A 23,916-nucleotide genomic window follows, 5' to 3' on the forward strand; every position below is an offset into this window, starting at 1 on the left:
TGGTTTCGAGCGTTCGAATGTCCCAACAAGGTCCGGTCCTCATCGTATCGGCGTCGACAAAGCCGTCGTTTGCCGCAGCCCTCGATGAGACGAAACTGTTCCCGGTCGTGGTCACCGACTGGAACGAGGTCGGACGGGCCATCGAGCAGGTCAAGCCGGCCGCGATCATCGCGGCCGCCGAGGGCGTCGACTTCGTCACCCTGTCGGGTCTCGCCAAGCGCGCCGCCGCCCGCGCGCCGTATCTGCCGCTGATCGCGGTCGATCCCGCGACCACCCTGCCCGACACCGTGATCGCATTCTTCCAGAGCAAGGGTCTGCCGGATCGGCTGGTCGCCCGGCTCAACGCGTCGTTACGCGTTCGCGCGCTGCATGCCACCGTGATGCGCCGCCTGGTGCCGCCGGCACCGATCGCCCTGTCTGACATCGATCCGATCGGAGAGGCCACCGCGCTGTTGATCGGCCGCGGCGGCGCCTACCCGACGCTGTCGGTCGCGCTCGGCGAACGCGCCGGCGTGGTCGGCGCGCTCAGCATCGAGGCCGCCGCCAAGCATCTCAGTAGCCGCGACATCGACGGCATCGTGCTGGCGGAAGGCTTCACGCCGCGGGTGATGGATGCATTCCTGACCGTGCTGACCGAGGACGTCCGCTTCCGCCCGTTGCCCGTGATCGTCGCTTCGGGCGAGTTGACGCCGCGATACGAGCTGCCCAATCTCGAGATCGTCACGGCCGGGCCGACCCGCATCGCCGACATGGCGCTGCCGATGATCCGCCAGCACGCCTTCGAGGCGCGGCTCGGCCGCATGCTGAAGGCGATCGACGCCAAGGGCCTGATCGATGCCCGCACCGGCCTGCTCACCAAGGCCGCGTTCGAGCGCGACTTCGCGACCGCCGTCTACCAGACCGCCGAGCGCGGCGGCGCGCTCTCGGTGGCACGCTTCACCTTCGACAATACGCAGCCGCGCGCGCAGTTCGACGGCGCACGGATCATCAGCCGGCTGATGCGCCGGGCCGATTTCGGCGCGGTGCATGACGACCGCTCGCTGGTCGTGGCATTCGCCGGCACCGACCTGCGCAACGCGCAGGCGATCACGCGGCGTCTGGCGAGCGTGATGCGGCACACCCAGAACGGCCGCCGCGATGCCCGCTCCGAGCCCGCCGTCAGCGTCGCAACGCTGATGCCGGGCGATTCCGCGCTATCGCTGCTGGGGCGGCTGTTCGGGACGTCGGAGCGCGCAGCGTCGTAAGGCCCGCGGATTTTAGGGCACGGTCATCGCCGGCGCAGCATGACCCTTCAAGCCGCCGCGATTTCAGTCCGGCAACAGCCCCATGCCCGCGGCAAGCAGCACGAGAGCCTCCATGATCATATGGGCGCAGAGCTGGGCGGCCATCCCCTGAACGTCTTGTGGCGGGCTGACCGTGTTGAAATCCATCGCGACGATATTCAAGCCTGAAAGGCTGCGCAGCAATTCGATCCCCTCACGGGCCGACAGGCCTCCCCAGGCGGGCGTGCAGACGCCGGGAGCAACCGATGGATCGAACACATCCATGTCCCAGCACAGATAGACCGGCCGCGCGCCGACGACTTGGCTGAATTCCGCGACGGTCTGCGCGAAACCACGCCGCATCAGCTCCTCGATCGTGACGACGCGAAATCCGAGCGACCGCGTATGTTCGAGCACACCCGGGCAATAGGTGAAGCCGCGCACGCCGATGTGCCAGGATCGGCCGGCGTTCACCACGCCTTCCTGCGCCGCGTTGGTGAACTGCGTGGCCGCATTGTACCGATCGTCCGGCGTATACGGATATGCATCGGTATGGCTGTCGATATGCAGTGCGACGAGATCCTTGTGATACCGGGCGGCGGCCCGCATCAGCGGAAGCGAGACCGAACCGTCGCCGCCGATCCCGACCGGCACCGCGCCAAGCTCGAGAATCTGGCCAGCGGCAGCCTCGATCTTGACAAAGGCGTCTTCGATGCGTCCCGGCACCAAGGCAACATCGCCGGCATCGACCGCCCCCAGCAATGACAGCACGTCGACGTCGGCGAGCGACGGATGATAGCGGCGAATGAGCCGCGACTCCCGCCGGACCTCCAGCGGACCTTGCCGGGCGCCGACGCGGAACGGATGCGTGCCGCAGTCGAACGGCACGCCGAGCACGGCAGCGCGGCTGCCCGGCCGCGGTAATCCCGCCGGCAATCCCATGAATGTTTCCGGACCCACAAAACCCGCCACATCGCTCATTTTCTGTTCTCTCTTGTCAGCATGTCGAAGGCGGTCAGCGCGTGCACGCGCGACACCGTCGCCAGTTCGGCGATGTCAGCGTACTCGTCCGGCGCGCCCATGTTGTGAGGTGTCGGTCCATAGACGACCGTCGGGATTCCGGCCATGCGAAACCAGCGCGCATCGGAGCCGCCGACGCGCATGTTGATCGCCGGCGCCCTGCCGATGATGTCCGTCGCCGCAGTTGCGCAGCGCGTGACGATCTCGTCACCGGGGCCGGTGTGATTGGGTTCGAAACAGCGCAACACGCGCCATGTGATCCCGGGCAGATCGAGCACCTCTCGCAACAGCGCCAAAACAGCTTCCGACGTGACGCCGACCGGCAGACGCAGGTCGATAGCGGCCCGAGCCTGGCTCGGCACCAGGTTCGGTGACGAACCGCCACTCACCGTTCCGATGTTGACCGTGACGCTCGACAGGACGTCGGCTTCGCCGGCGCCGCACAACGGTTCGGAGACAGGCCTTGCGCGGCGGATGGCATCCGCGACATTGACCGGCATCACAACCGCCAGGCTGCGCAGCTTACTCACTCTGTCCAGCGCTTCGCGCAAGCGATCGATCGCATTGATGCCGAGATGGACATGCGCGCCGTGCGCCGCGTTGCCCTCCGCCTCGATCTCGATCCAGAGGAATCCCTTCTCGCCGAAGCGCAGCACCATCGGCGAACCGGCGTCGCCAATGATCACGGCGTCGCCGCTGGCATGGGAGACCTGGTCGAGCAGGTATTTGGTGCCGTACGGACCCATGCTTTCCTCGTCGCCGGCGAGCGTCAGCACCACCTCTCCCGCCCATGCCTCGCGCTGCTCGGCCAGTGCGGCCATCGCGGCCATCGATGCCGCAATGCCGCCCTTCATGTCGGCCGCACCGCGGCCGTAAAGGCGGCCGCCCACGACCTCTCCGTCGGGATTGACCGACCAGCTCATCCGCTCGCCCAACGGATAAGTGTCGAGATGGCCGTTGAACACGATACGGCGGCCGGGGGCATGGCCCTTGATCCGCGCGACGACGTTGACGATCTCGGCTGTCCCCGGATGCAGCTCAACCGCAACGCCCGGCACATGCGCCCTGAGAAGATCGGCCGCCAGCGCCGCCACGGCGCGCGTGTCGCCGTCCGGATTTGGCGACGGCACTCCGATCAGCCGCATCGCCAGCTCCACGACCTGGCTGGTCCGATCGCTCGAAACCGCGCGGCGAACTTGATCAACGTCGTGCAAGGCGCGCTTCCCATATGCGGATCGAGTGGGTGAGCGGCCAGCAGATCGCGAAATACACCACCGCGATGAAGGTGAATATTTCCAGCGGCCTGAACGTTGACGACGGCAACTCCATGCCGCGCCGCGTGACCTCGCCGACCGACACCACGGACGCAAGCGAGGAATATTTGATGAGCTGGACGAAATTGGCGGCCAGCGGCGGCAGCACGCTGCGAATCGCCTGCGGGCCAACGATCCGCACAAAGCTCTGCGCGGGCGTCAGGCCGAGCACCTGTGCCGCCTCGCGGTGCCCGACCGGAACGGTCTGGATGCCCGCCCTGAAGACCTCGGAGATGAACACCGCCGAATAGAGCGAGAGACCGAGGATCGATGCGGCCAGCGCATCGATCCTCACATTGAAGACGATCGGCAGCACGTAATAGACCCATAGCAGCTGCACGAGGATCGGCGTATTGCGGACGATTTCGCCGACCGAAAGCGCGATGATGCGCGCGATGCGGAAGCGGGACATCTGCATGATCGCGATGACGAGCCCCAACAGGGTCGCCACCACGAGCGTGACAATTGAAATGAAAAGGGTCATTTCCATGCCGGAGGCAAGAAAGCCCAGATTGTTCGGGATGACGTCCCAGCGAAAGCTGTAGCTTTGCATCTGATGTCTCAGGGCGCGACGATCGGTCCGAGCTTGTTCTTCTCGGCGGCGGCCTTGAGCCGGCCGTCGAGCTTGATGGTGCGTACGAACAGGTTCACGTAGTTCAGCCAGATCTGGTCACCCTGGTTCATGACGTACGCGTAAGGCGTCACGGACAGGTTTTCCGGCGGCGCCACCGTCGTGGTCCAGTCGAACTGGGCATTCATTTTGATCGAGGCCGGATAATCGGTCATGACGACGTCGACGCGTTGCGCCATCAGCTCAGCCTGGGTCGTGGCCGGAGGTGCGACCGCGACGGTCTTGGCGTTCTTGAAGTAGGACCTCATGAAGTTCTCGACATAGCTGCCGAGCGAGACGCCGGCGTTGACGCCCGGCTTGTCGATATCCGCCCAGGATGTGATCGGGCCGCCCTTGCGCACGACGGCATAGACGCCGCTCGTCAGATACGGGTCCGAGAACGCGACGGCCTGCGCACGCTTCATCGTCGCCCCGACGCCGAACATGCCGAGATCGCATTTGTTGGCCTGCAGGTCGGCGATGAAACTGCCAAAGCTGGTTTCCACATAGTCCAGCTTCACACCCATGTCCTTGGCGAGCTCCTTGGAGAGATCGATGTCGATCCCCTCGAGCTGCCCGCTATCTGGATTGCGGAACGAAATTGAATAGTACATCGGCCAGATGCAGACCCTGAGTACCCCGCTCTTGGTGATCTCGTAGAGGCGCGACTGCGTCTGCTGGGCAGCCGCCGGCGTCATCGAGAGAAAGAGCGCGCAAACGAAGGCAAGTCGGCGCAGATTTGGCATGAGCTTCAATCTCCTGTCGTGCAGTGATCACTCGTCAAACTGATTGAGAAAGCGCCTGGCGCGCTCGGTCGTCGGCCGTTCGAAAAAGGCGGCCGGCGTGCCGTGCTCAACGATCATCCCCTCGTCCATGAACACGACATGGCTCGCCACGCGGCGGGCGAAGCCCATCTCGTGCGTCACCACGAGCATCGTCATGCCTTCGAGCGCGAGCGTGCGCATGACCTGCAGCACCTCGCGGCGAAGTTCGGGGTCGAGAGCCGACGTCGGTTCGTCGAACAGGAGTATCTTCGGCTGCATGGCAAGCGCCCGGGCGATCGCGACGCGTTGTTGCTGGCCTCCGGACAGCCTGGCCGGATAGGCATCGCGCTTCGCCTCCATGCCGACCTTCTGAAGCAGCCGTTCGGCCGTGACGACCGCCTCATCCCGGCTGACCCCGCGCACCCGCATCGGGGCCTCGATGATGTTTCCCAGCACCGTCATGTGCGGCCACAGATTGAACTGCTGGAACACCATTCCGATTTCCGGCCGCACCTTGCGGGCAGCGAGCCGCACATCGGACGATGGCCGGGCCTGCGAGACCGTCGCCCCCTCCATCACGACGCGCCCGTCGGAAGGAGCCTCCAGCAGCGCCATGCATCGCAGAAGGGTCGTCTTGCCTGAGCCGCTTGGACCGATGATGCAGGTCGACTGCCCGGTGCCCAGCGCAAGATCCACGCCGTTCAGAACGGTGTGGGCGCCGAAGCGTTTGACCACCGCTTCGGCGGCTAGGACCGACGCGGCGCACGATGCGTGGCTTGTGTTCATCCCCGCAGACCCTCCAGACGACTTCATCTCGAAACATAAGCAAATATAATGCCAATGCTCGTCACGCTCAGATTGCGGTAACATTATCTGGAATTTCGCCGGCGTGATGTGCGAAAATTCCTTGTATTATTGGCGTTTCCCTTCATGTTCATACCACGAGCGACATCGTAGCGATATATAGATATTGGTTATGGATCGACGGCTTGTTGAAATTTTCCATGCTGTGATGCAGCATCGCTCGGCAACCGAGGCCGCGCGTGCACTCGGCGTATCGCAGCCGGCTGTGAGTGCGGCCTTGAAACGGCTGGAGGCGGATGTCGGCTTTGCGCTGTTTCGCCGGGAGAGCCGCCATATCGTGCCTACGCCGGAGGCGCATCTGCTGCACAATGAAGCGATCCGGGCGCTCGCCGGGTTTGCCGAACTGGAGGACGCCGCTGCCGGAATCTCCGCAGGCAAGCGCGGCGTTCTGACGATCGCGAGTCCGGGACCTGGGATAGTCTGGCTTCCGGGCGTCGTCAGCCGATTCCAGCGCGAGCGCCCGTCAACAACGATCAGGCTCCTGACCCGAAGCTCCGAGAATGTCCGGAGCCTGGTCTCGGCACGTGCATTCGACTTCGGAGTCGCCGAGCCGCCGTTCGACCGCACCAATGTCGTATTGCGGCGCTACCGAATGTCCCTGGACTGCGTGATGCCTGCAACGCATGCACTGGCTGACCGGAAAGTCGTCACTCCCGATCTTCTCGAGCGACATGATCTGATCATCACCTCGCAGAGCCGATCGACCTATGCCGCGGTATCGCGCGCCTTCGAAGCCAGCGGTACGCCGTTTCATCCGGCGATCGAGTGTGAATTCTTTGCCGTCGCGCTCAACCTCGTCATCGATGGCGCGGGTGTCTGCCTCGTCGACGCGCTCAGCGCGTCCGAAACGCTCAGGCGAACCAGCGGAGCGAGCAAGCTCGTCGTCCGCCCCTTCGCGCCGGCGATCCACTACGAGGTCGGAGTCCTGAAGCCGACGATCGGCGAACTCAGCGTTCTCGCCGAGCAGTTCCTGAAACTGCTCGACGACCACGTTGCGCCATATTTGATCCGATCCTGAGCGGGGGCTTGCGTCGCATCGCGTGTTAAGCCGCCTTCTTGCTCTCCGCGAGATTGGCGAGCTGGCGCAGGATCTCGGTGGTGCCGGCGAGCCGCTCTTCCGGCGTATCCCACTCCTGGAAGAACACCACCTTCATGTCGGGGCGCACCTTGGCGGCCTGGCCATGCTGGCGGATGAAGCTCACCAGCCGCTCCGGATGGGCAAAACTGTTGTCGCGGAATGCGATCACGGCGCCCTTCGGGCCGGCGTCGACCTTGCCGACGTTGGCCCTTCGGCAATAGGCCTTGATCGCCGCGACCTTGAACAGATAGCGCACCTCGTCCGGCAGCACGCCGAAGCGGTCGCGCATCTCGGCGGCGAAGGCGTCGATGTCCTCGTCGGTCTCGAGATCGGCGAGCCGGCGATACAGCGACAGCCGCACGCTAAGGTCGTTGACATAGTCCTCGGGGATCAGGACCGGCATGCCGATCGTGATCTGCGGCGACCAGCGGTCGGCGGCCGGCTCGGCGACGCCGGCCTTGAGGTTGACGATCGCCTCCTCCAGCATCGACTGGTACAGCTCGAAGCCGACTTCCTTGATGTGGCCGGATTGCTCTTCGCCGAGCAGATTGCCGGCACCGCGGATGTCGAGGTCATGCGAGGCGAGCTGGAAGCCGGCCCCCAGCGTCTCCAGCGATTGCAGCACCTTGAGCCGCCGCTCCGCCTGCGCCGTGATCTTCTGCTGTGCCGGCAGCGTGAACAGCGCATAGGCGCGCAGCTTGGAGCGGCCGACGCGGCCTCGCAGCTGGTAGAGCTGGGCTAGGCCGAACATGTCGGCGCGGTGCACGATCAGCGTGTTGGCGTTCGGGATGTCGAGACCGGACTCGACGATCGTGGTCGAGAGCAGGATGTCGTACTTGCCGTCGTAGAACGCGGACATGATGTCCTCGATCACGGTCGGCGGCATCTGGCCGTGGGCGACCGCGACCTTCATCTCCGGCACGTTCTTGTCGAGGAAATCCTTGACGCCGGCGAGGTCCTCGATCCGCGGCACGACATAGAACGCCTGACCGCCACGGTAGCGCTCGCGCAGCAGCGCCTCGCGGATCATCAGGGGATCATGCGGCGCGACGAAGGTGCGCACCGCAAGGCGATCGACCGGCGGCGAGGCGATGATCGAGAGCTCGCGGACGCCCGTCAATGCAAGCTGAAGGGTGCGCGGAATCGGGGTTGCCGACAGCGTCAGCACATGGACCTGGGCGCGCAGCTGCTTCAGCCGCTCCTTGTGGCTGACGCCGAAGTGCTGCTCCTCGTCGACGATCAGGAGGCCCAGATCCTTGAACTTGATCGCCTTGCCGAGCAGCGCGTGGGTGCCGACGACGATGTCGACGTTGCCGTCGGTGAGCCCCTTCTTGACCTGGTTGAGCTCCTTGGTCGACACCAACCGCGACGCCTGCGCGACATTGACCGGGAAGCCGCGGAAGCGCTCGGTGAAAGTCCGCGAGTGCTGACGCGCCAGCAGCGTGGTCGGCACCACGACGGCGACCTGCCTGCCCTCCAGCGCCACGGCGAACGCCGCGCGCAGCGCCACCTCGGTCTTGCCGAAGCCGACATCGCCGCAGATCAGCCGGTCCATCGGGCGGCCGATCTCGAGGTCCTTCAAGGTCGAGGTGATGGCCCCGAGCTGATCCTCGGTCTCCTCATAGGGGAAGCGCGCACAGAACTCGTCATAGACATGCGGCTGCAGCGGGAATTTCGGCGCCTCGTGCAGCTGCCGCTCGGCCGCGATCTTGATCAATTCGCCCGCGATCTCGCGGATCCGGTTCTTGAGCTTGGCCTTGCGTGCCTGCCAGCCGCCGCCGCCGAGACGGTCGAGCTCGACATTGGCGCTGTCGGAGCCATAGCGCGACAACAGCTCGATGTTCTCGACCGGCAGGAACAGCTTTGTTTCGGCGGCATAATGCAGCTCGAGACAATCATGCGGCGCGCCGGAGACTTCTAGCGTCTGCAGCCCGACAAAGCGGCCGATGCCGTGCTCGACATGGACCACGAGATCGCCGGTCGCAAGGCTCGTCACCTCCGAGATGAAATTGTCGAGCTTGCGGCTCGCCTTGCGCGGCCGCACCAGGCGGTCGCCGAGAATGTCCTGCTCGCTGATGACGGCGAACTCGTCGGTCTCGAAGCCGGATTCCATGCCGAGCACCGCCAGCATGGTTTCGTTGCGCGGCGTCGCCTGCACGATCCGCCAGGTGTTGACGCTGGTCGTGTTCACGAGCTTGTGGTCGCGCAGCATCGCGCCCATGCGGTCGCGCGAGCCCTCGCTCCACAACGCGATCACCACCTTCTTGCGCTGTGACTGCAGCGCGCCGACATGGCCGACCACGGCCTCGAACACGTTGACATTGCTGTCGGCGCGTTCGGGGGCGAAGTTGCGGCCCTGCCGCGCGCCAGCGTCGAACACGTCGGGCGTGCCTTCGGGCACCGCGAACGGCGTCAGCCGCGCCAGCGGCGCATCGCCGAGCAGCTTGGTCCATTCGGCCTCGGTCAGATAGAGCTGGTCCGGCGGCAGCGGCTTGTAGACCGCGCCGCTGCCCGGATGCTCCAGCGCCTCGCGCCGTGCGTCATAGTAGTCAACGATCTGCGAGAAGCGTTCGCGCGCCGCGTCCTCGCCCTGCGGCTCGATCGTAACCGTCGCCCCGTCGAGATAATCGAACAGCGTGTCCATCCGCTCCTGGAACAGCGGCAGCCAATGCTCCATGCCGGGGTGACGCCGTCCCTCGGAGACGGCTTCATAGAGCTGATCGTCGCGCCCCGGCGCGCCGAACGCGGCGACATAGCCCATGCGGAAACGCCGGATGGTCTCGGTCGTGAGCTGGAATTCCGAGACCGGCACGAGATCGAGCCCGCGCATGTCGAGCAGCGTACGCTGGGTCTCGGCATCGAAAGTGCGGATCGATTCCAGGCTGTCGCCGAAGAAGTCGAAGCGCACCGGCTGGTCGAGGCCGGCCGGAAACAGATCGAGGATGCCGCCGCGCACGGCATATTCGCCGGGCTCGCGCACCGTGGACGAACGGGTGTAGCCATTGTGCTCGAGCCAGGCCACGACCGAATCCATCGGCACCACATTGCCGGGCGCAACCGACAGCGCTTGCGCTGCGACCTGATCGCGCGCCGGGACCCGCTGCACGGCCGCGTTCACCGTCGTCAGTACGATCAGCGGCTTGTCGCTGCCGACCAGCCGCGACAACTTGGCCAAAGCGGTGAGCCGTTGCGCCAAAATGCCGGCATGCGGCGAGACGCGGTCATAGGGCTGGCAGTCCCATGCCGGAACCTGCATCACGGCGATATCGGGCGCAAAGAACTCCAGCGCGCGGGCGAGCTGCTGCATCCGCGCGCCGTCGCGGCACACCACGGCAAGGCTCACCGCCGGACGCTTCGGCTGCGCCGCGATCGCGCGCGCCAGATCCGAGATGACGAGCCCCTCGGCGCCCTCGGCGACGTTGGCGATGGTCAGCACCCGGCCGGGCGCGAGCATCGCGGCCGGTGATTTCATCGGCTGTTTCATGCGCTGGGATCCGCGACCCGGAACGCCTTGATGCGGGCAAACAGCGTGGTGGCATATTCGGCCGGCAGCACCTTGTCGCCGGTCAGCGCCGCATAAAGGTCGGGATCCGGGACCTCGATCAGATGCTCGAGCTCGCCGAGCTCGTGGTCGGACAGGTCGCCAATGGTCGCGTCGGCGAAGCGGCCGAGGATCAGGTCCATCTCCCGGGTGCCGCGATGCCAGCAGCGAAACAAAAGCCGCTTGCGGCGGTCATCGAGCCCGCTGCTCGATCGTGTCGATCCCGTCATGTCCCAAAATCCATCCAACGCCAAAAGCCCGGACGTGCCGGGCGGCTTGATATAGCCATGGCGATGGCCGATGTCAGCCCTCATTCGCCGCGTTTTGGGGTTTCCGTGGGCGCATGCCGTCATTGCCGGGCTTGCGCGCCCGTCGAAGCCTTGTAGACGGGACCCGGCCGACATCAGCTCCAAAAAAAGACGTGGATGTCCGGCACAAGGCCGGGCATGACGGTGTGAAACGGTCTTGGATTCGTCGATGCGCCCAGCCCTGCTCAATCCGCTGTTTGCCCAGGTCACGACCCTGCAAGGGGTCGGCCCGAAGCAGGACAAGCTGCTGCGCTATCTGCTCGACCGCAGCGAGACGCCGCGGCTGGTCGATCTTCTGCTGCATCTGCCGGCGAGCGTGATCGACCGCCGCGCCCGGCCGAAGATCCGCGACGCCGCGGTCGGAACCATGGTGACGCTCGAGGTCACGGTCGACCGCCATCGCCCGCCGCCGCCGCGCAATTCGCGCGCGCCCTACCTCGTCTATGCCAGCGACGACACCGGCGACGTCGTGCTGACCTTCTTTCGCGCCCAGCCCGGCTATGTCGAGAAGCTGTTGCCGGTCGGCGAGAAGCGCTACGTCTCCGGCACGCTGGCGATGTATGACGGCATCCCGCAGATCGTGCATCCCGATCGCGTCGTCGATGAAGCGGGCTTTGCAAAACTGTCCGGCATCGATCCGGTTTATCCGCTGACCGAGGGGCTTGCGATCGGCTCGCTCCGCCGCGCGATCGCGCAGGCGCTCACCAGGCTGCCCGAGCTGCCGGAGTGGATCAGCCCCGAGGTGCTGCGCCGCTGCAACTTCCCGCCGATCAGGGAGGCGCTGACCCGCGTGCATGTTCCGGTCGAGCTGACCGATATCCTGCCCGACGGTCCGTTCTGGTCACGTCTCGCATTCGACGAGCTGCTGGCCGGCCAGCTCGCGCTCGCCCTGATCCGCGCCACGCTGCGACGCCCCGCCGGTGTGCGCAACGCCGGCGATGGTCATCTGCGCCGGAAGATCATCGATGCCCTACCCTATGCGCTGACCAGGTCGCAGCAAGAGGCGGTCGCGGCGATCATCGCGGACCTGCAGCAGCCGGTGCGGATGCTGCGCCTCGTGCAGGGCGACGTCGGTTCCGGCAAGACCGTGGTGGCGCTGCTGGCTGCCGCCGCGGTTGCGGAAGCCGGCAAGCAGGCCGCGCTGATGGCGCCGACCGAAATCCTGGCGCGCCAGCACATCAAGACCATCGCGCCGCTCGCCGAGAGCGCCGGCCTACGCGTTGCGATCCTCACCGGCCGCGAGAAAGGCAAGGAACGCCGCGAACTGCTGGCACAGCTCGAGGCCGGCGAGATCGATCTCCTGGTCGGCACCCACGCGCTGATCCAGGACGACGTGATCTACAAGGCGCTGGCGCTCGCCGTGGTCGACGAGCAGCATCGCTTCGGCGTCCGCGAGCGCCTCGCGCTAACTTCCAAAGGCGAGGCCGTCGACGTGCTGGTGCTGAGCGCCACCCCGATCCCGCGCACGCTGGTGCTGACTTACTTCGGCGACATGGACGTCTCGGAGCTGCGCGAAAAGCCCGCCGGCCGCCAGCCGATCGACACCCGCGCGGTGCCGATGAGCCGGATCGAGGACGTGATGGACGGCGTCGGCCGCGCGCTCGGCGCCGGCAAGCTGGTCTACTGGATCTGCCCGCTGGTCGATGAATCCGAGGCCGAGGGCACCGAGCATCTCACCAACGCGACCGAACGTTTCGAGAGCTTGCAGAAGCGGTTCGGCGATCGCGTCGGCCTCGTGCACGGGCAGATGAAGGGCGCCGAGAAGGATCGCGTGATGGCGCAATTCGCCGCGCACGAGATCGGCCTTTTGGTCGCAACCACGGTGGTCGAGGTCGGCGTCGACGTGCCCGCGGCGACCATCATGGTGATCGAGAACGCCGAACGTTTCGGACTTGCGCAGCTGCATCAGCTGCGCGGGCGCATCGGCCGCGGCTCGGAAGCCTCGACCTGCCTTCTGCTCTACAAGGAGCCGCTCGGCGAGATGTCGAAGGCGCGGCTGAAGGTGATCCGCGAGACGACGGATGGATTCCGGATCGCCGAGGAGGATCTGAAGCTGCGCGGCGAAGGCGACGTGCTCGGCATCCGCCAGAGCGGCCTGCCCGGCTACCGCATCGCGCGCTCCGAAGTGCACGGCCAGCTCATCACCCAAGCCCGCGACGAGGCGCTGCGGATCATGAAGGACAACCCGAAGCTGAAGGGCGAGCGCGGCGAAGCGCTGCGCGTCCTGCTCTACCTCTACGAACGCGACGAAGCCGTGCCGCTGATCGGCGCGGGGTAGCGGCCAACCCCGTCATTGCGAGCATAGCGAAGCAATCCATCGGTCCGCATATGTGGAATCATGGATTGCTTCGTCGCTTCGCTCCTCGCAATGACGAGGATGGAGTTGGGCCTCTTATTCGACCTTGGCCGGCGCGGGCTGAGTTGCCGGCTGCAGCGAGGCCTGGTTGGTCGAAGCCTGGCTCGCAATGCGCGCAGCATTGGCCATGCCGGCGAGCGCCGCGGCGCGCTTCTGATCGGCGGTGCCGCCGGGCTGCACCACGCCGGCGGACATGATCAACGTCGCGGCATCCTCGGTGCTCATCTCGATCTCGATGATCTTGCTCTTCGGCACGTAGAAGAAGAAGCCGGTGGTCGGGTTCGGCGCGCACGGCAGGAACACCGAGATATGCTCTTCCGCTCCGGGTAGGCTGGCGGCGAGCTCGGCGCTCGGCGCTTGCGAGATCAGCACGATCGACCACATGCCGGGCGAGGGAAACTCGACCAGGCCGACGCGGCGGAAGCTCGAGCCGTTGCCGGAGAACAGCGTTTCGAACACCTGCTTCAGGCCGCGATAGATCGCACGCACCGCAGGGATGCGGCCAAGCAGCCGTTCGCCGAGATCGACCAGGGTTCGCCCGATCAGATTGGCGGTGAGGAAGCCGAGCAGCGTCAGCGCGATGACCGCGACGATCAGGCCGGAACCCGGCAGCCCGAACGGCAGATAGGTTTCCGGCCGGTAGGCCGTGGGCACGAACGGCCGGACCAGATTGTCGACCCAGTTCACGAACCACCAGGTCAGATACAGGGTGATCGCAACCGGTCCGGCCACCACCAGGCCGGTCAGGAAATAGTTGCGAAACCGCGCCATCAGCCCGCGCGGAGCATCCGGGGGCAATTCACCGGTCGAGGCGGGAGGCACTTGGTTGGAGGTCATTGCGGTTCCAGGGTCGTCGAAGCGGCCGTAGTCCACCACCCAGCTAAGCCATTCTGTCGCATTTTTGAAGGGCCGCGTGAAGCTGCGGCTTGCGACTATTCGACCGTGACCGATTTGGCCAGATTCCGCGGCTGGTCGACATCGGTGCCCATCACGACAGCGGTATGATAGGCGAGCAGCTGCACCGGAACGGCGTAGACCATCGGCGCGAAGGTCGCCCCCATGTCCGGCATCACGATCGTCACCAGCGACTGGATGGTCGCCTCCGCCGCGCCCTTGGCGTCAGTCATCAGGATGATCTTGCCGCCGCGGGCGGCGACCTCCTGCATGTTGGAGACGGTCTTCTCGAACACCTTGTCGTAGGGCGCGATCACCACGACCGGCATGTGCTCGTCGATCAGCGCGATCGGCCCGTGCTTGAGCTCGCCGGCGGCGTAGCCCTCGGCATGGATGTAGGAGATTTCCTTCAGCTTCAGTGCGCCCTCCAGCGCCAGCGGATAGCTGGTGCCGCGGCCGAGATAGAGCACGTCGCGCGACTTCGAGATCTCGCGCGCCAGCTTCTCGATCTGCACTTCGGTGGTGAGCGCTTCCGACATCAGGCGCGGGATCTCGACCAGGCCATGCACCAGCTTGGCCTCGTCGGCATCGGACAGCTCGCCGCGCGCCTTGCCGGCGGCGACCGCGAGCGAGGCCAGCACCATCAGCTGGCAGGTGAACGCCTTGGTCGAAGCGACCCCGATCTCGGGGCCGGCGAGCGTCTGCAGCACGGTCTCGCTCTCGCGCGCGATCGTCGAGGTCGGCACGTTGACGACCGAGAGCGTGTGCGCGCCCTGCGCCTTGGCGTAGCGCAGCGCCGCCAGCGTGTCGGCGGTCTCGCCCGATTGCGAGATGAAGATCGCAAGATCGCCCTTGCGCAGCGGTGCCTCGCGGTAGCGGAATTCGGAGGCGACATCGAGCTCGACCGGCAGCCGGGCCAGCCGCTCCAGCCAGTATTTCGCGACGAAGCCGGCATAGCTCGCGGTGCCGCAGGCCGTGATCGAGATGCGCTGGATATCCTTGAAGTCGAACGGCAGCTTCACCGGCATGGTGACGCGCTCGGTCGCCATGTCGACATAGCGCGCCAGCGTGTGCCCGACCACTTCCGGCTGCTCGTGGATCTCCTTCGCCATGAAGTGGCGGTAGTTCGCCTTGTCGACTAGCGCCGTTGCCGTCGTGTGCTTGATCGCCTCGCGGTGGACGATGGCGTTGTCCTTGTCGAAGATCGTGGCGCCCTTGCGGTTCAGCACCACCCAATCGCCGTCCTCGAGATAGCTGATCGTATCGGTGAACGGCCCGAGCGCGATCGCGTCGGACCCGAGATACATCTCGCCTTCGCCATGGCCGACCGCGAGCGGCGGGCCGTTGCGGGCGCCGATCATCAGGTCATCCTCGCCGGCGAAGATGAAGCCGAGCGCGAACGCGCCGCGCAGCTGTGACAGCACCGCCCTCACCGCCTCGATCGGCTTGACGCCGCCCTTGAGCAGATTGTCGACCAGATGCACCACGACCTCGGTGTCGGTCTCGGTCGAGAACGCCGCACCCTTGGCCTCGAGCTCCTCGCGCAGCTCGCGGAAGTTCTCGATGATGCCGTTATGGACCACGGCGACGCGCTCGGTGGCGTGCGGATGTGCGTTGTTCTCGGTCGGCCGGCCGTGGGTGGCCCAGCGGGTGTGGCCGATGCCGGTGTGGCCTCCGAGCGGCTTGGCCTCGAGCCGGGCCTCGAGATTCTTCAGCTTGCCCTCGGCACGGCGCCGCGCCAGGCCGCCATTCTCCAGCGTGGCGACACCCGCGGAATCATAGCCGCGATATTCGAGCCGCTTGAGCGAATCCACCAATTGCTCCGCGACCGGAGCGCGTCCAAGAATGCCGACGATGCCGCACATGCGGTTCAATGTCCCCAAAAATCGCCGAAAATTTGCCAAAGCGGCGACACGGTCCCTTAACGGGAATCGCCGGCCGCAAGATACTCAATAATTATTGCCGATTGCGACAGTCTTAAACGGCAAGGTTGATGCGAAAGGCTGGTTAATCGGGGCTAACCATTTTGGCAAGAGCGCGTCAGCGCGGATCCGCCGACGCGGGCCACGGTTTCGCCTCCCAGATCGTGGTCCATTCCTGACCCGCGCCGCACGCAGGCGCGCTGACCTCGACGCGAACCACGACAAAGCTTTCGCGATTGGTCACGTCCAGCCGATAGACATGCCGCAGGTGTGGGCTGGGACACAGGTCCGATCCGGTTTCGGCCTGAAACAAGCCGGCCTCCTCCCTCCATGTGATGAAACCCGGAGTGTCCGTCGTACCGAAGCCGTTCAGCGCGACGTACGGAAATTCCATCGGCTTTGGTCTGCTGACGTCGGAAAGATCGAACGCGCGATGCGATCCGGTCACGGAAAAGCGACAGAACATCAGCGCGAGACGGTGCCCGGCCACTTTCATGAAGCGAACCGGCAACTTTTCGATGTCATCACTGTATTTGCAGCCGGATTGCTCGGCCGCAAGCGCGAGCATCCTTGGCACCAAGGCCGGATCGGAAATTTCAAAGTCCGTGCGTCCATTGGCAAGGCTGCTCCATTCGCGAAGCGCCTCGCGTCGTGCATTGATGCTCGAAGTTTCGTCGCCGCGCGCGACCGACACGAGCGGCGGACCGGCCGTGAGAAGACCTCCGAGCAGCACCTTGATCAATCCAGCGATCAGCCGCGCGCTCACGGTTCCCATCCCCGGCCACGCAGCCAGACCTCGCGGCACGTGACCAGCATGCCGTGCAGTCCGTTCTTCAGGAAAAACAGATAGAGCGCGAACAGCAGTACGAAGCTGGGCCGATCGTCACCCCAGGAAACGAACTCAGGTTGGTCGTGTGTCTTCCGGGACAGTACCGCCAACTGTCCGGTCTCGGCCCATTGGTAGAGTGGTGCGGCGCTGAAGTACGTCACCAGGCTGCAAAAGACTCCAATCAAAACGGTCGCAGCATGTTTGCGCATGCCGTGTTTTGCCTCGTCGCCTCCTAAGAGCGATGAAACCGCAGACGGCAAACATCGTTAACCGCATCAATACGTAATTAACGACTTTCGGCGACGCCAGCCGACGCTGGCGGTAACCGGCGCTCCCAGGACGCCCTAATGCTCCACCCGGTAGAGCCGCCATCGCTCCGGCACGCCCTTGAGCTGGTGCGCGCCGCGGTCCTTGAAGCGGATTTCGGACTTTGACATCAGGTCCTTGACCGCGCTCGAGACCAGCACTTCGCCGGCCCGCGCTTTCGCCGCGACGCGCGCGCCGATGTGAAACGCAAGCCCGATCACCTCCGCGCCACTCACCTTGTATTCGCCCGCGTGCAGTCCCACCCTGATCTCCAGCCCCAGCGTGCGCACGGACTCGCGGATCGCGGTCGCGCAACGGATCCCGGCTGCCGGCGCGCGGAACGTCGCCAGCAACCCGTCCCCCGTCGTCACGACCTCCTTCCCCCGCAAGGCCTTCAGCTCCCTGCGCACAGCGACATAGTAGTGGTTCATCACCGTCGCCCAGCGCGTGTCGCCGAGCCGCGCGGCCTTTTCGGTGGATCGGACGATATCGACATAGAGGATCGTGGCGAGCGCCTGCTTGAGCTGCGAGTCCCGGTCGGTGGTTCGCCGCCGGTTCGCGATATTTCCAGCCAGCGGCTCATAGCGGTGGCTGCGTCGCCGCGCGATGGCGGCCTTGGTGTAGTCCTGGGCGCGCTGCACCGTGCGGCAGCGAATGGTTTTTTCCTGCGGTGGAAACGTCCAGTGGACCTTTCGCCCGTCGCCCGCGCCATCAACCTGCACGGCGCCCCATTTCAGGAAAACCGTCGAGCCGGCCCGTCGAATGCACCATGCCTTCGACGTGTATCCGGAAACGTTCGACTGATGGACTCCGATGCGAAGGAATTTTGGCATGAGCGTCCGGCCGATCGAAGAAGCGTTTGGCAGCCTACCCAGGGTAAAGCGTAGCCATACATTCCCGCGTTGGCAACGGTGCAGGTTTGCGGACTATCGAGAATGCCGGACCGCGATGTCCGCGTCGGGTCCCGCGCGCGGACGAAGGATCGTGTGAGGCAGCACCAGCGCTTCGTCAGCTCCGGAGGTCGCGCCCCTGCCCATTCGATGCAGCGTCGGCATCGACCGACAGAATGGCCGCGTCTTGCACGTCCGCTATCGGCTGCTCTGGATCGCGGAATCGAGCCGGGGTCAACCGGCTGCGGTCGACCGTCACGCCGAAGATGTCGAAGCGGTTGTAGTAACCGACCACGTCGTGAAACTGTTTCGGCTCGACGCAGCGATTGAGATCGATCTCCGCGTAGGCGATCCCCTCCTCGTCCTGCAATCCATCGCCGAAGACGCTGCCGGTCGGATCGACGAAGAAGCTCGCCGCACGTGGTGTCTGGTCGATCACGTCGGCGATCGTTCGATCGCGTTCAATGAGGAAGGCGCGCAACGCCTGGTCCATGTAGCCGGCGGTGACGATCCCGAATACCTTGGCTTCGAAGCAATGGGCGCTGGCCCGGATGCGGTTGGCGGCCACGTTGTCGAAATTGCCGCCGCCTGCCGGGCGCCGGGTGGGCCACATCGGCGGCCAGCTCGAAATGTGCACCTGCTCGCCCTGCGCCATCAGCGCGAAGCGGGCCAATGGATTGGTATTCTCGCCGCAAATCAACCCGCCGATCCGGCCCTGCCGCGTCTCCGCGACTTTAAGGCCCGCACCATCCCCGGACGACCACACCAGCTTCTCATAGAAGGTCGGAACCAGCTTGCGGTGATGGATGAGAATTTCTCCGGTCTCGCCGATCAGCAGGTTCGAGTTCCACAGCCCCCCGACGCTGACGGCCGAGCGCTCGCTGATGCCGATCGAGACCGTGACGCCGAGGGCGCGCGCCTCGGCGCAAAGCCGCGCCACTTCCGGTCCGTCCGCCAGCACGGATTGCTCCGCCATGCGCACGAACAGGTCGTGGTTGTCGATTGGAGGCCACAGCGCGGCCCAGACCGGAAAGGCGGGAATATAGGTTTCGGGAAACGCGATCAGCTCGGCGCCGGCCCTGGCCGCCTCGCGAATGATGGCGATCGCCTTTTCGGTGGTCGCCCAGCTGTCGAGGAAGACGGGCGCGGCGTGGACGGCAGCAGCCTTGAAACGAGGAAGCATGTCGAAAATCCCGGCTAGGACTAGGGGAGCGAAGCGGTATCATCCCTGCCTTGCCGGCGTGCATGGGAATTGTCGCAAGGTCGGTTGCGAAGGATCGGAACCGCCACGCGCTGGAACGGGAATTGCTTTGCTGACAAGGGCCGCAATTTCAACGGCCGCAACCTGGAGGCAGGTGATGTTCGACACGATCAACTGGGACGATCTGCGGGTGTTTCTCTGCGCCGCCCGCGCCGGGAATTTGAGCCAAACGGCAAAGCGGCTGCGGCTCGACCATTCCACCGTCAGCCGACGCATCGCCCAGATGGAAGCTTCGCTCGGGGTTGCGGTGTTCGAACGCCACCGCACCGGCCTCAAGCTCAACGAAGTCGGCGAGCGGTTGCTGCGTCATGCCGAGCGGGTCGAGAGCGCGGTGATCGCGATCCGCGAGGAGGCCAGCGCCAGCGACACCCAGGAGCTCGTCGGGACCGTGCGACTCGCCACCATGGAGGGGATCGCCTCGCTCTATCTGGCGCAGCGTTTCGCCAAACTGCGACGCACCACGCCACAGCTCACCGTCGAACTCGTTACGTCCGCCCAGACGGTCTACGTCCATAAGCGCGAGGCCGATCTGTTCGTGTCCTTCTTCCGGCCACCCGGTCCGGGCCTGATCTCGGAGCGCATCGGCAAGTTTCGGCTCGGGCTATTCGCGAGCCAGGACTATCTCGACCACCATGGGATGCCCGCAAGCCTGCGCGACCTGCAGGATCATTGGTTCGTGTCGTATATCGAGGACCTGATCCAGGTCGATTCGGTGCGCTGGCTCGCCGACGTCATCGAAGAGCCGAAAATCGCCTTCCACTCCAACAGCATGATCGCGCAGATGAACGCCGCGGCGGGCGGCCTCGGCATCGTGATGCTTCCGAGCTTTGCCACAAGGGACCGGCCCGACCTGATACCGGTGCTGCCGGCTCTCGCCGGCACCGTTCGCGAGGTCTGGCTCAATGTCCACAGCGACCTGCAATTCGCCCCGCGCATCCGCGCCGTCCGCGCCTTCCTGAAAAATACCCTGAAGCAAGATCCAGACATGCAGGTCACGCTGGCCGATGTCGTGCCGCAGCCGCGCACAGCAGATTGCAAAAATCCATAATTCCCTTCCGTCGGACCCCGGCTGAAGCTCGTCAGATTGGCGCCAAGCAGAGCGCGCTGAGTTTTTGAGGGGGCCGATATGAACGTGGTTATTCCTGGCAATGCCGATCCGGCGCCGAGCGGCGGCGCATTGGCCAAGAAACCGGCCGAGAAACTGGCCAAGAAGCGGCTGACGGTCGCGCTCGTTCTGAGCGTTGCGATGATCGTGATCTATTTCGGATTCATGGGGCTTTTCGCGTTCGACAAGCCGCTGCTCGGCACCATCCTGATGCCCGGCCTGTCGCTTTGCATTGTGCTCGGCCCGCTCGTCATCATCTCTTCCTTCGTGCTCTGCCTGGTCTACGTGCTGTGGGCGAACCGGGTGTTCGACGCAGGCGTTCGCGAGCTTCGCTAAGGGGACAGGCAAATGGGCAGCAGCACGCTTTCGATCGGGTTCTTCTTCGCCTTCATGGCGTTGACGCTGGCAATCACCTATTGGGCCGCGCGGCGCACGCGCACCACCGAGCACTTCTTTGCCGCCGGCGGCCAGGTCACGCCGTGGCAGAACGGCTGGGCACTCGCGGGAGACTTCCTGAGCGCCGCGGCCCTGCTCGGAATTGCCGGCATCGTCACCTCGAACGGCTTCGACGGCATGATCTATTCGATCGGGTGGCTGGTCGGCTGGCCGATCATTCTGTTCCTGATCGTCGAGCCATTGCGCAATGTCGGCCGTTTCACCTTCGCCGACGTCGTGGCCTATCGCCTGCGCCAGCGCCCGGTGCGTCTCGCCGGCGCTATCGGTACACTTGCCGTGATCCTGTTCTACCTGATCGCCCAGATGGTCGCGACGGGATCGCTGATCAAGCTGCTGTTCGGCCTGCCCTACACCTGGTCGGTCATCGTCGTCGGCAGCGTGATGCTGGTCTATGTGCTGTTCGGCGGCATGTTGGCGACGACGTGGGTGCAGGTGGTCAAGGCGGTGCTGCTGATGGGCGGCGGCATCCTGCTCGCCCTCCTCGTGTTGACCCATTTCGACATGAACCCGCTGAAGCTGTTCGCCGCGGCGTCCGAGAAATACGGCACCAAGGTGCTGCAGCCGGGATCGAAGGTGGTCTCGGGTCAATGGGATGCCATCTCGCTCGGGCTCGGCCTGATGTTCGGCACCGCCGCGATGCCGCATGTGCTGATGCGGGCCTACACGGTGAAGGATTCCAAAGCCGCACGGCTGTCGATCCTCTATGCCACCGGCCTGATCGGCGTCTTTCATCTCATGGTCTTCATCATCGGCTTCGGCGCCATGGTGCTGGTCGGCGCCGAGGCGGTGGCCAAGGCCGGCGGCGGCGGCAACATGGCAGCGCCCCTGCTCGCACTCACCGTCGGCGGCAATGCGTTCTTCGGCTTCATCTGTGCGGTCGCCTTCGCGACCATGCTTGCCGTCGTCGCGGGGCTGACGCTGTCGGGCGTCGCCACGCTCTGCCACGACGTCTGGACCAATGTGATCCGAAACGGCACCGCTTCGGAGGCCGAGCAGCTCAAGGTCGCGCGGGTCGCGACGGTTCTGATTTCCATCCTCGCCATCGGTCTGGGCATCGCGTTCGAAGGCCAGAATGTCGCCTTCATGGCGGGACTTGCGTTCTCGATCGCCTGCGCCGCCAACTTCCCTTCGCTGGTGCTCGCAATCACCTGGCGCCGCTTCACGACGCCTGCTGCCGTGGCGAGCATCCTCGTCGGCACACTGAGCTCGCTGGTGCTGATCTATCTGTCCCCGACCATCCAGGTCGACATTCTCGGCAAGCCGCTCGCCGCGGTCGAGCATCAATGGTGGTTCGTGTCGCTGCGCAATCCCGCGATCATCAGCATGCCGCTATCCTTTGCGGTCGCGATCCTGCTGTCGCTGGTGACACGGGAGAAGAACGCAAGCCTCGCCTTCGACGAGATGCAGCGGCGCATCCTGCTCGGACCGGTAGAGCCGAACACCAGCGAGCCGCGCCAGGCGAAGAATGCGGCATGAACCGGGTCAACCGATCGACGTTGCGATCAGCCCGTTGCGAACCCCGTCACCCGATGCGCATGTGTGACTCACAGATCGCGTAACACACTCAGTGTCGTCCCGGCGAAAGCCGGGACCCATAACCACCGACGGTTATTGCTTCACGATGCTGGAACGACGAGTCCTGTCCCCAACTTCCGCCGCGGAGTATGGGTCCCGGCTTTCGCCGGGACGACACCTTATGGTCGAGACAGGCTCGCAAAGATGTCGCGAGAAGATCACTTCCCCTTCGCCGCCTTCTCCTTCAGCTTCGCCGTACGGTAGCGCGCGGCGCCGCCTTCGCGGATGGACTGCTCGCTGCGCTCGAGCGCCATCGCATCGTCGGGAACGTCCTTGGTGATCACGGAGCCCGAGCCGATATAGGCGCCCTTGCCGATCGTGACCGGCGCGACCAGCGAGGTATTGGTGCCGATGAAGGCGCCCTCGCCGATCAGCGTCTTGTGCTTGAGGAAGCCGTCATAGTTGCAGGTGATGGTGCCGGCACCGAGGTTGGAATTGGCACCGACATGGGCGTCGCCGACATAGGAGAGATGGTTGACCTTGACGCCGGCCTCCAGCCTCGAACCCTTGGTCTCGACGAAATTGCCGATCTTCACGCCGTCGCCGAGCGAGGTGCCGGGCCGCAGCCGAGCGTAGGGTCCGAGCTCCACCTTCTTGCCGATCGTGGCTTGGGTGATGTGCGAGAAGGAATGGATCACGGCGCCGTCGTCGATCGACACGCCGGGTCCGATCACCACGAACGGCTCGATCGTGACGTCCTTGCCGAATTTGGTATCGGCGGCGAGATAGACCGTCTCCGGTGCGATCAGGGTCACGCCGGCCTCGAGCGCCTGGTTGCGCAGCCGCGCCTGCATCACGGCCTCGGCCTCGGCGAGCTGCGCCTTGGTGTTGATGCCGCGCACTTCGTCTTCGCTGGTCTCGATCACGACGGCCTCCAGTCCGAGTTCCCTGACAATGCCGACGGCATCGGTCAGATAATATTCGCTCTTGGCATTGGCATTGCCGATCTTCTCGATGATCGCGAGCGCCTTCCGGCCGTCGAACGCCATCACGCCGGCATTGCACAGCGTGATCTTGCGCTCTTCGGCACTGGCATCGGCCTGCTCGCGGATCGCAACCAGCTTGCCGTTCTCGACCACCAGGCGGCCGTAGCCGGTCGGGTCTGCGGCATGGAAGCCGAGCACCGCAAGCGCCGCGCCGTCGCGCAGCGGCGCGCGCATGCGGGCAAAGGTCTCGGCCGTGATCAGCGGCGTGTCGCCGAACGCGACCAAGAGGTCGTCGGCGCCGCGGGCGATCGCCTCGCGCGCCGCCAGCACCGCATGCGCGGTGCCGAGCCGCTCGCGCTGCACGAAGGTCTGCGCATCGGGCCGCACCCGGCGCGCCTCGGCGGCGACCGCCTCATGGTCCGGGCCGACCACGATCGCCAGCTGCGATCCCTCGCCGGAGGCCGCGGCATTGAGCACGTGCGACAGCAGCGGCTGCCCGGCCACGGGGTGCAGCACCTTCGGCAGCGACGAGCGCATCCGCGTGCCCTCACCGGCCGCAAGCACCACTGTCAGGCTCGTTCGCGCAGTCATTCGCAATCCTCGATGTCCCGCGCAGTTCGCTGCGCAAAGCTGTCT

Annotated in this window: 20 protein-coding genes; 6 read left to right on the forward strand and 14 right to left on the reverse strand. The window is 65.2% G+C overall.

Going from position 1 to position 23,916, the window contains the following annotated elements:
- Positions 1 to 17 precede the first annotated feature (17 nt).
- Positions 18 to 1,244, forward strand: coding sequence for a GGDEF domain-containing protein (locus tag I6F38_RS21410; RefSeq protein ID WP_225161704.1), 1,227 nt, complete (start codon positions 18 to 20; stop codon positions 1,242 to 1,244).
- Between the two features lie 63 nt (positions 1,245 to 1,307).
- Here I6F38_RS21410 and I6F38_RS21415 read toward each other — a convergent pair whose 3' ends face one another.
- The 5 genes from I6F38_RS21415 to I6F38_RS21435 are packed head-to-tail and all read right to left on the reverse strand — an operon-like array spanning position 1,308 to position 5,755.
- Positions 1,308 to 2,204, reverse strand: a complete 897-nt coding sequence (locus I6F38_RS21415) for an arginase family protein (protein ID WP_172649172.1) — start codon at positions 2,202 to 2,204, stop codon at positions 1,308 to 1,310.
- 35 nt (positions 2,205 to 2,239) lie between these two features.
- Positions 2,240 to 3,427, reverse strand: coding sequence for a M20/M25/M40 family metallo-hydrolase (locus tag I6F38_RS21420; protein WP_225161705.1), 1,188 nt, complete (start codon positions 3,425 to 3,427; stop codon positions 2,240 to 2,242).
- Positions 3,428 to 3,482: 55 nt separating this feature from the next.
- Positions 3,483 to 4,148: an amino acid ABC transporter permease gene (locus I6F38_RS21425; RefSeq protein ID WP_225161706.1), complete on the reverse strand. Its 666-nt coding sequence runs from the start codon at positions 4,146 to 4,148 to the stop codon at positions 3,483 to 3,485.
- An 8-nt stretch (positions 4,149 to 4,156) separates the two neighbouring features.
- Positions 4,157 to 4,951 carry an ABC transporter substrate-binding protein gene (locus I6F38_RS21430; protein ID WP_141341311.1) on the reverse strand — a complete coding sequence of 265 codons (795 nt, stop codon included), beginning with the start codon at positions 4,949 to 4,951 and terminating at the stop codon, positions 4,157 to 4,159.
- Positions 4,952 to 4,978: 27 nt separating this feature from the next.
- Positions 4,979 to 5,755 carry an amino acid ABC transporter ATP-binding protein gene (locus I6F38_RS21435; RefSeq protein WP_225161752.1) on the reverse strand — a complete coding sequence of 259 codons (777 nt, stop codon included), beginning with the start codon at positions 5,753 to 5,755 and terminating at the stop codon, positions 4,979 to 4,981.
- A gap of 190 nt (positions 5,756 to 5,945) precedes the next feature.
- Here I6F38_RS21435 and I6F38_RS21440 point away from each other — a divergent pair, with 190 nt between their 5' ends.
- Positions 5,946 to 6,851, forward strand: coding sequence for a LysR family transcriptional regulator (locus tag I6F38_RS21440; RefSeq protein WP_076828905.1), 906 nt, complete (start codon positions 5,946 to 5,948; stop codon positions 6,849 to 6,851).
- 25 nt (positions 6,852 to 6,876) lie between these two features.
- On the opposite strand, the gene mfd is transcribed toward I6F38_RS21440, so the two are convergent.
- Positions 6,877 to 10,395 carry a transcription-repair coupling factor gene (mfd, locus tag I6F38_RS21445; RefSeq protein WP_225161707.1) on the reverse strand — a complete coding sequence of 1,173 codons (3,519 nt, stop codon included), beginning with the start codon at positions 10,393 to 10,395 and terminating at the stop codon, positions 6,877 to 6,879.
- On the reverse strand, positions 10,392 to 10,682 hold the full coding sequence (locus I6F38_RS21450; protein ID WP_225161708.1) for a succinate dehydrogenase assembly factor 2: 291 nt from the start codon (positions 10,680 to 10,682) through the stop codon (positions 10,392 to 10,394). The genes mfd and I6F38_RS21450 overlap by 4 nt, the downstream gene beginning before the upstream one ends.
- A 247-nt stretch (positions 10,683 to 10,929) precedes the next feature.
- Between I6F38_RS21450 and recG the strand changes: the two genes are divergently transcribed.
- On the forward strand, positions 10,930 to 13,038 hold the full coding sequence (recG, locus tag I6F38_RS21455) for an ATP-dependent DNA helicase RecG (RefSeq protein ID WP_225161709.1): 2,109 nt from the start codon (positions 10,930 to 10,932) through the stop codon (positions 13,036 to 13,038).
- Between the two features lie 114 nt (positions 13,039 to 13,152).
- On the opposite strand, the gene I6F38_RS21460 is transcribed toward recG, so the two are convergent.
- From I6F38_RS21460 to I6F38_RS21485, 6 genes are all read right to left on the reverse strand, one after another.
- Complete coding sequence (locus I6F38_RS21460) at positions 13,153 to 13,953, reverse strand: DUF502 domain-containing protein (RefSeq protein WP_057018726.1); 801 nt, start codon at positions 13,951 to 13,953, stop codon at positions 13,153 to 13,155.
- Between the two features lie 95 nt (positions 13,954 to 14,048).
- The gene (gene glmS, locus I6F38_RS21465) at positions 14,049 to 15,875 is read right to left on the reverse strand and encodes a glutamine--fructose-6-phosphate transaminase (isomerizing) (protein ID WP_225161710.1); all 1,827 of its coding nucleotides are present in this window, start codon (positions 15,873 to 15,875) and stop codon (positions 14,049 to 14,051) included.
- A 175-nt stretch (positions 15,876 to 16,050) separates the two neighbouring features.
- Positions 16,051 to 16,698, reverse strand: coding sequence for a hypothetical protein (locus tag I6F38_RS21470; RefSeq protein WP_225161711.1), 648 nt, complete (start codon positions 16,696 to 16,698; stop codon positions 16,051 to 16,053).
- Positions 16,695 to 16,970, reverse strand: a complete 276-nt coding sequence (locus I6F38_RS21475) for a hypothetical protein (RefSeq protein WP_225161712.1) — start codon at positions 16,968 to 16,970, stop codon at positions 16,695 to 16,697. Before I6F38_RS21475 ends, I6F38_RS21470 begins: the two co-directional genes overlap by 4 nt.
- 135 nt (positions 16,971 to 17,105) lie before the next feature.
- A complete protein-coding gene (locus I6F38_RS21480; RefSeq protein WP_092090560.1) occupies positions 17,106 to 17,900 on the reverse strand; it encodes an adenylate/guanylate cyclase domain-containing protein in 795 nt (264 codons plus the stop codon).
- 175 nt (positions 17,901 to 18,075) lie between these two features.
- On the reverse strand, positions 18,076 to 19,140 hold the full coding sequence (locus tag I6F38_RS21485; RefSeq protein WP_057018472.1) for a carbon-nitrogen hydrolase family protein: 1,065 nt from the start codon (positions 19,138 to 19,140) through the stop codon (positions 18,076 to 18,078).
- 175 nt (positions 19,141 to 19,315) lie between these two features.
- Between I6F38_RS21485 and I6F38_RS21490 the strand changes: the two genes are divergently transcribed.
- The 3 genes from I6F38_RS21490 to I6F38_RS21500 all read left to right on the forward strand — a co-directional run bounded on the left by I6F38_RS21490 (position 19,316) and on the right by I6F38_RS21500 (position 22,255).
- A complete protein-coding gene (locus I6F38_RS21490) occupies positions 19,316 to 20,266 on the forward strand; it encodes a LysR family transcriptional regulator (RefSeq protein ID WP_028332060.1) in 951 nt (316 codons plus the stop codon).
- Positions 20,267 to 20,344: 78 nt separating this feature from the next.
- A complete protein-coding gene (locus I6F38_RS21495) occupies positions 20,345 to 20,659 on the forward strand; it encodes a DUF485 domain-containing protein (RefSeq protein WP_225161713.1) in 315 nt (104 codons plus the stop codon).
- A gap of 12 nt (positions 20,660 to 20,671) precedes the next feature.
- A complete protein-coding gene (locus tag I6F38_RS21500; protein ID WP_225161714.1) occupies positions 20,672 to 22,255 on the forward strand; it encodes a cation acetate symporter in 1,584 nt (527 codons plus the stop codon).
- Between the two features lie 257 nt (positions 22,256 to 22,512).
- Here I6F38_RS21500 and glmU read toward each other — a convergent pair whose 3' ends face one another.
- Complete coding sequence (gene glmU, locus I6F38_RS21505) at positions 22,513 to 23,871, reverse strand: bifunctional UDP-N-acetylglucosamine diphosphorylase/glucosamine-1-phosphate N-acetyltransferase GlmU (RefSeq protein ID WP_225161715.1); 1,359 nt, start codon at positions 23,869 to 23,871, stop codon at positions 22,513 to 22,515.
- Positions 23,872 to 23,916 lie beyond the last annotated feature (45 nt).

Origin of the sequence: Bradyrhizobium sp. BRP56 (genome assembly GCF_020194035.1) — a bacterium.
GTDB classification, from domain to species: domain Bacteria; phylum Pseudomonadota; class Alphaproteobacteria; order Rhizobiales; family Xanthobacteraceae; genus Bradyrhizobium; species Bradyrhizobium australafricanum.

Excerpts from the sequence above, each read along its gene's own strand:
- I6F38_RS21415 (WP_172649172.1), bottom strand. The coding sequence starts at position 2,204 with ATGGGATTGCCGGCGGGATTACCGCGGCCGGGCAGCCGCGCTGCCGTG.
- I6F38_RS21500 (WP_225161714.1), top strand. The coding sequence starts at position 20,672 with ATGGGCAGCAGCACGCTTTCGATCGGGTTCTTCTTCGCCTTCATGGCG.
- I6F38_RS21495 (WP_225161713.1), top strand. The coding sequence starts at position 20,345 with ATGAACGTGGTTATTCCTGGCAATGCCGATCCGGCGCCGAGCGGCGGC.
- mfd (WP_225161707.1), bottom strand. The coding sequence starts at position 10,395 with ATGAAACAGCCGATGAAATCACCGGCCGCGATGCTCGCGCCCGGCCGG.
- recG (WP_225161709.1), top strand. The coding sequence starts at position 10,930 with ATGCGCCCAGCCCTGCTCAATCCGCTGTTTGCCCAGGTCACGACCCTG.
- I6F38_RS21450 (WP_225161708.1), bottom strand. The coding sequence starts at position 10,682 with ATGACGGGATCGACACGATCGAGCAGCGGGCTCGATGACCGCCGCAAG.
- I6F38_RS21440 (WP_076828905.1), top strand. The coding sequence starts at position 5,946 with ATGGATCGACGGCTTGTTGAAATTTTCCATGCTGTGATGCAGCATCGC.
- I6F38_RS21435 (WP_225161752.1), bottom strand. The coding sequence starts at position 5,755 with ATGAACACAAGCCACGCATCGTGCGCCGCGTCGGTCCTAGCCGCCGAA.
- I6F38_RS21430 (WP_141341311.1), bottom strand. The coding sequence starts at position 4,951 with ATGCCAAATCTGCGCCGACTTGCCTTCGTTTGCGCGCTCTTTCTCTCG.
- glmS (WP_225161710.1), bottom strand. The coding sequence starts at position 15,875 with ATGTGCGGCATCGTCGGCATTCTTGGACGCGCTCCGGTCGCGGAGCAA.
- I6F38_RS21490 (WP_028332060.1), top strand. The coding sequence starts at position 19,316 with ATGTTCGACACGATCAACTGGGACGATCTGCGGGTGTTTCTCTGCGCC.
- glmU (WP_225161715.1), bottom strand. The coding sequence starts at position 23,871 with ATGACTGCGCGAACGAGCCTGACAGTGGTGCTTGCGGCCGGTGAGGGC.
- I6F38_RS21425 (WP_225161706.1), bottom strand. The coding sequence starts at position 4,148 with ATGCAAAGCTACAGCTTTCGCTGGGACGTCATCCCGAACAATCTGGGC.
- I6F38_RS21480 (WP_092090560.1), bottom strand. The coding sequence starts at position 17,900 with ATGCCAAAATTCCTTCGCATCGGAGTCCATCAGTCGAACGTTTCCGGA.
- I6F38_RS21475 (WP_225161712.1), bottom strand. The coding sequence starts at position 16,970 with ATGCGCAAACATGCTGCGACCGTTTTGATTGGAGTCTTTTGCAGCCTG.
- I6F38_RS21485 (WP_057018472.1), bottom strand. The coding sequence starts at position 19,140 with ATGCTTCCTCGTTTCAAGGCTGCTGCCGTCCACGCCGCGCCCGTCTTC.
- I6F38_RS21460 (WP_057018726.1), bottom strand. The coding sequence starts at position 13,953 with ATGACCTCCAACCAAGTGCCTCCCGCCTCGACCGGTGAATTGCCCCCG.
- I6F38_RS21410 (WP_225161704.1), top strand. The coding sequence starts at position 18 with ATGTCCCAACAAGGTCCGGTCCTCATCGTATCGGCGTCGACAAAGCCG.
- I6F38_RS21420 (WP_225161705.1), bottom strand. The coding sequence starts at position 3,427 with ATGCGGCTGATCGGAGTGCCGTCGCCAAATCCGGACGGCGACACGCGC.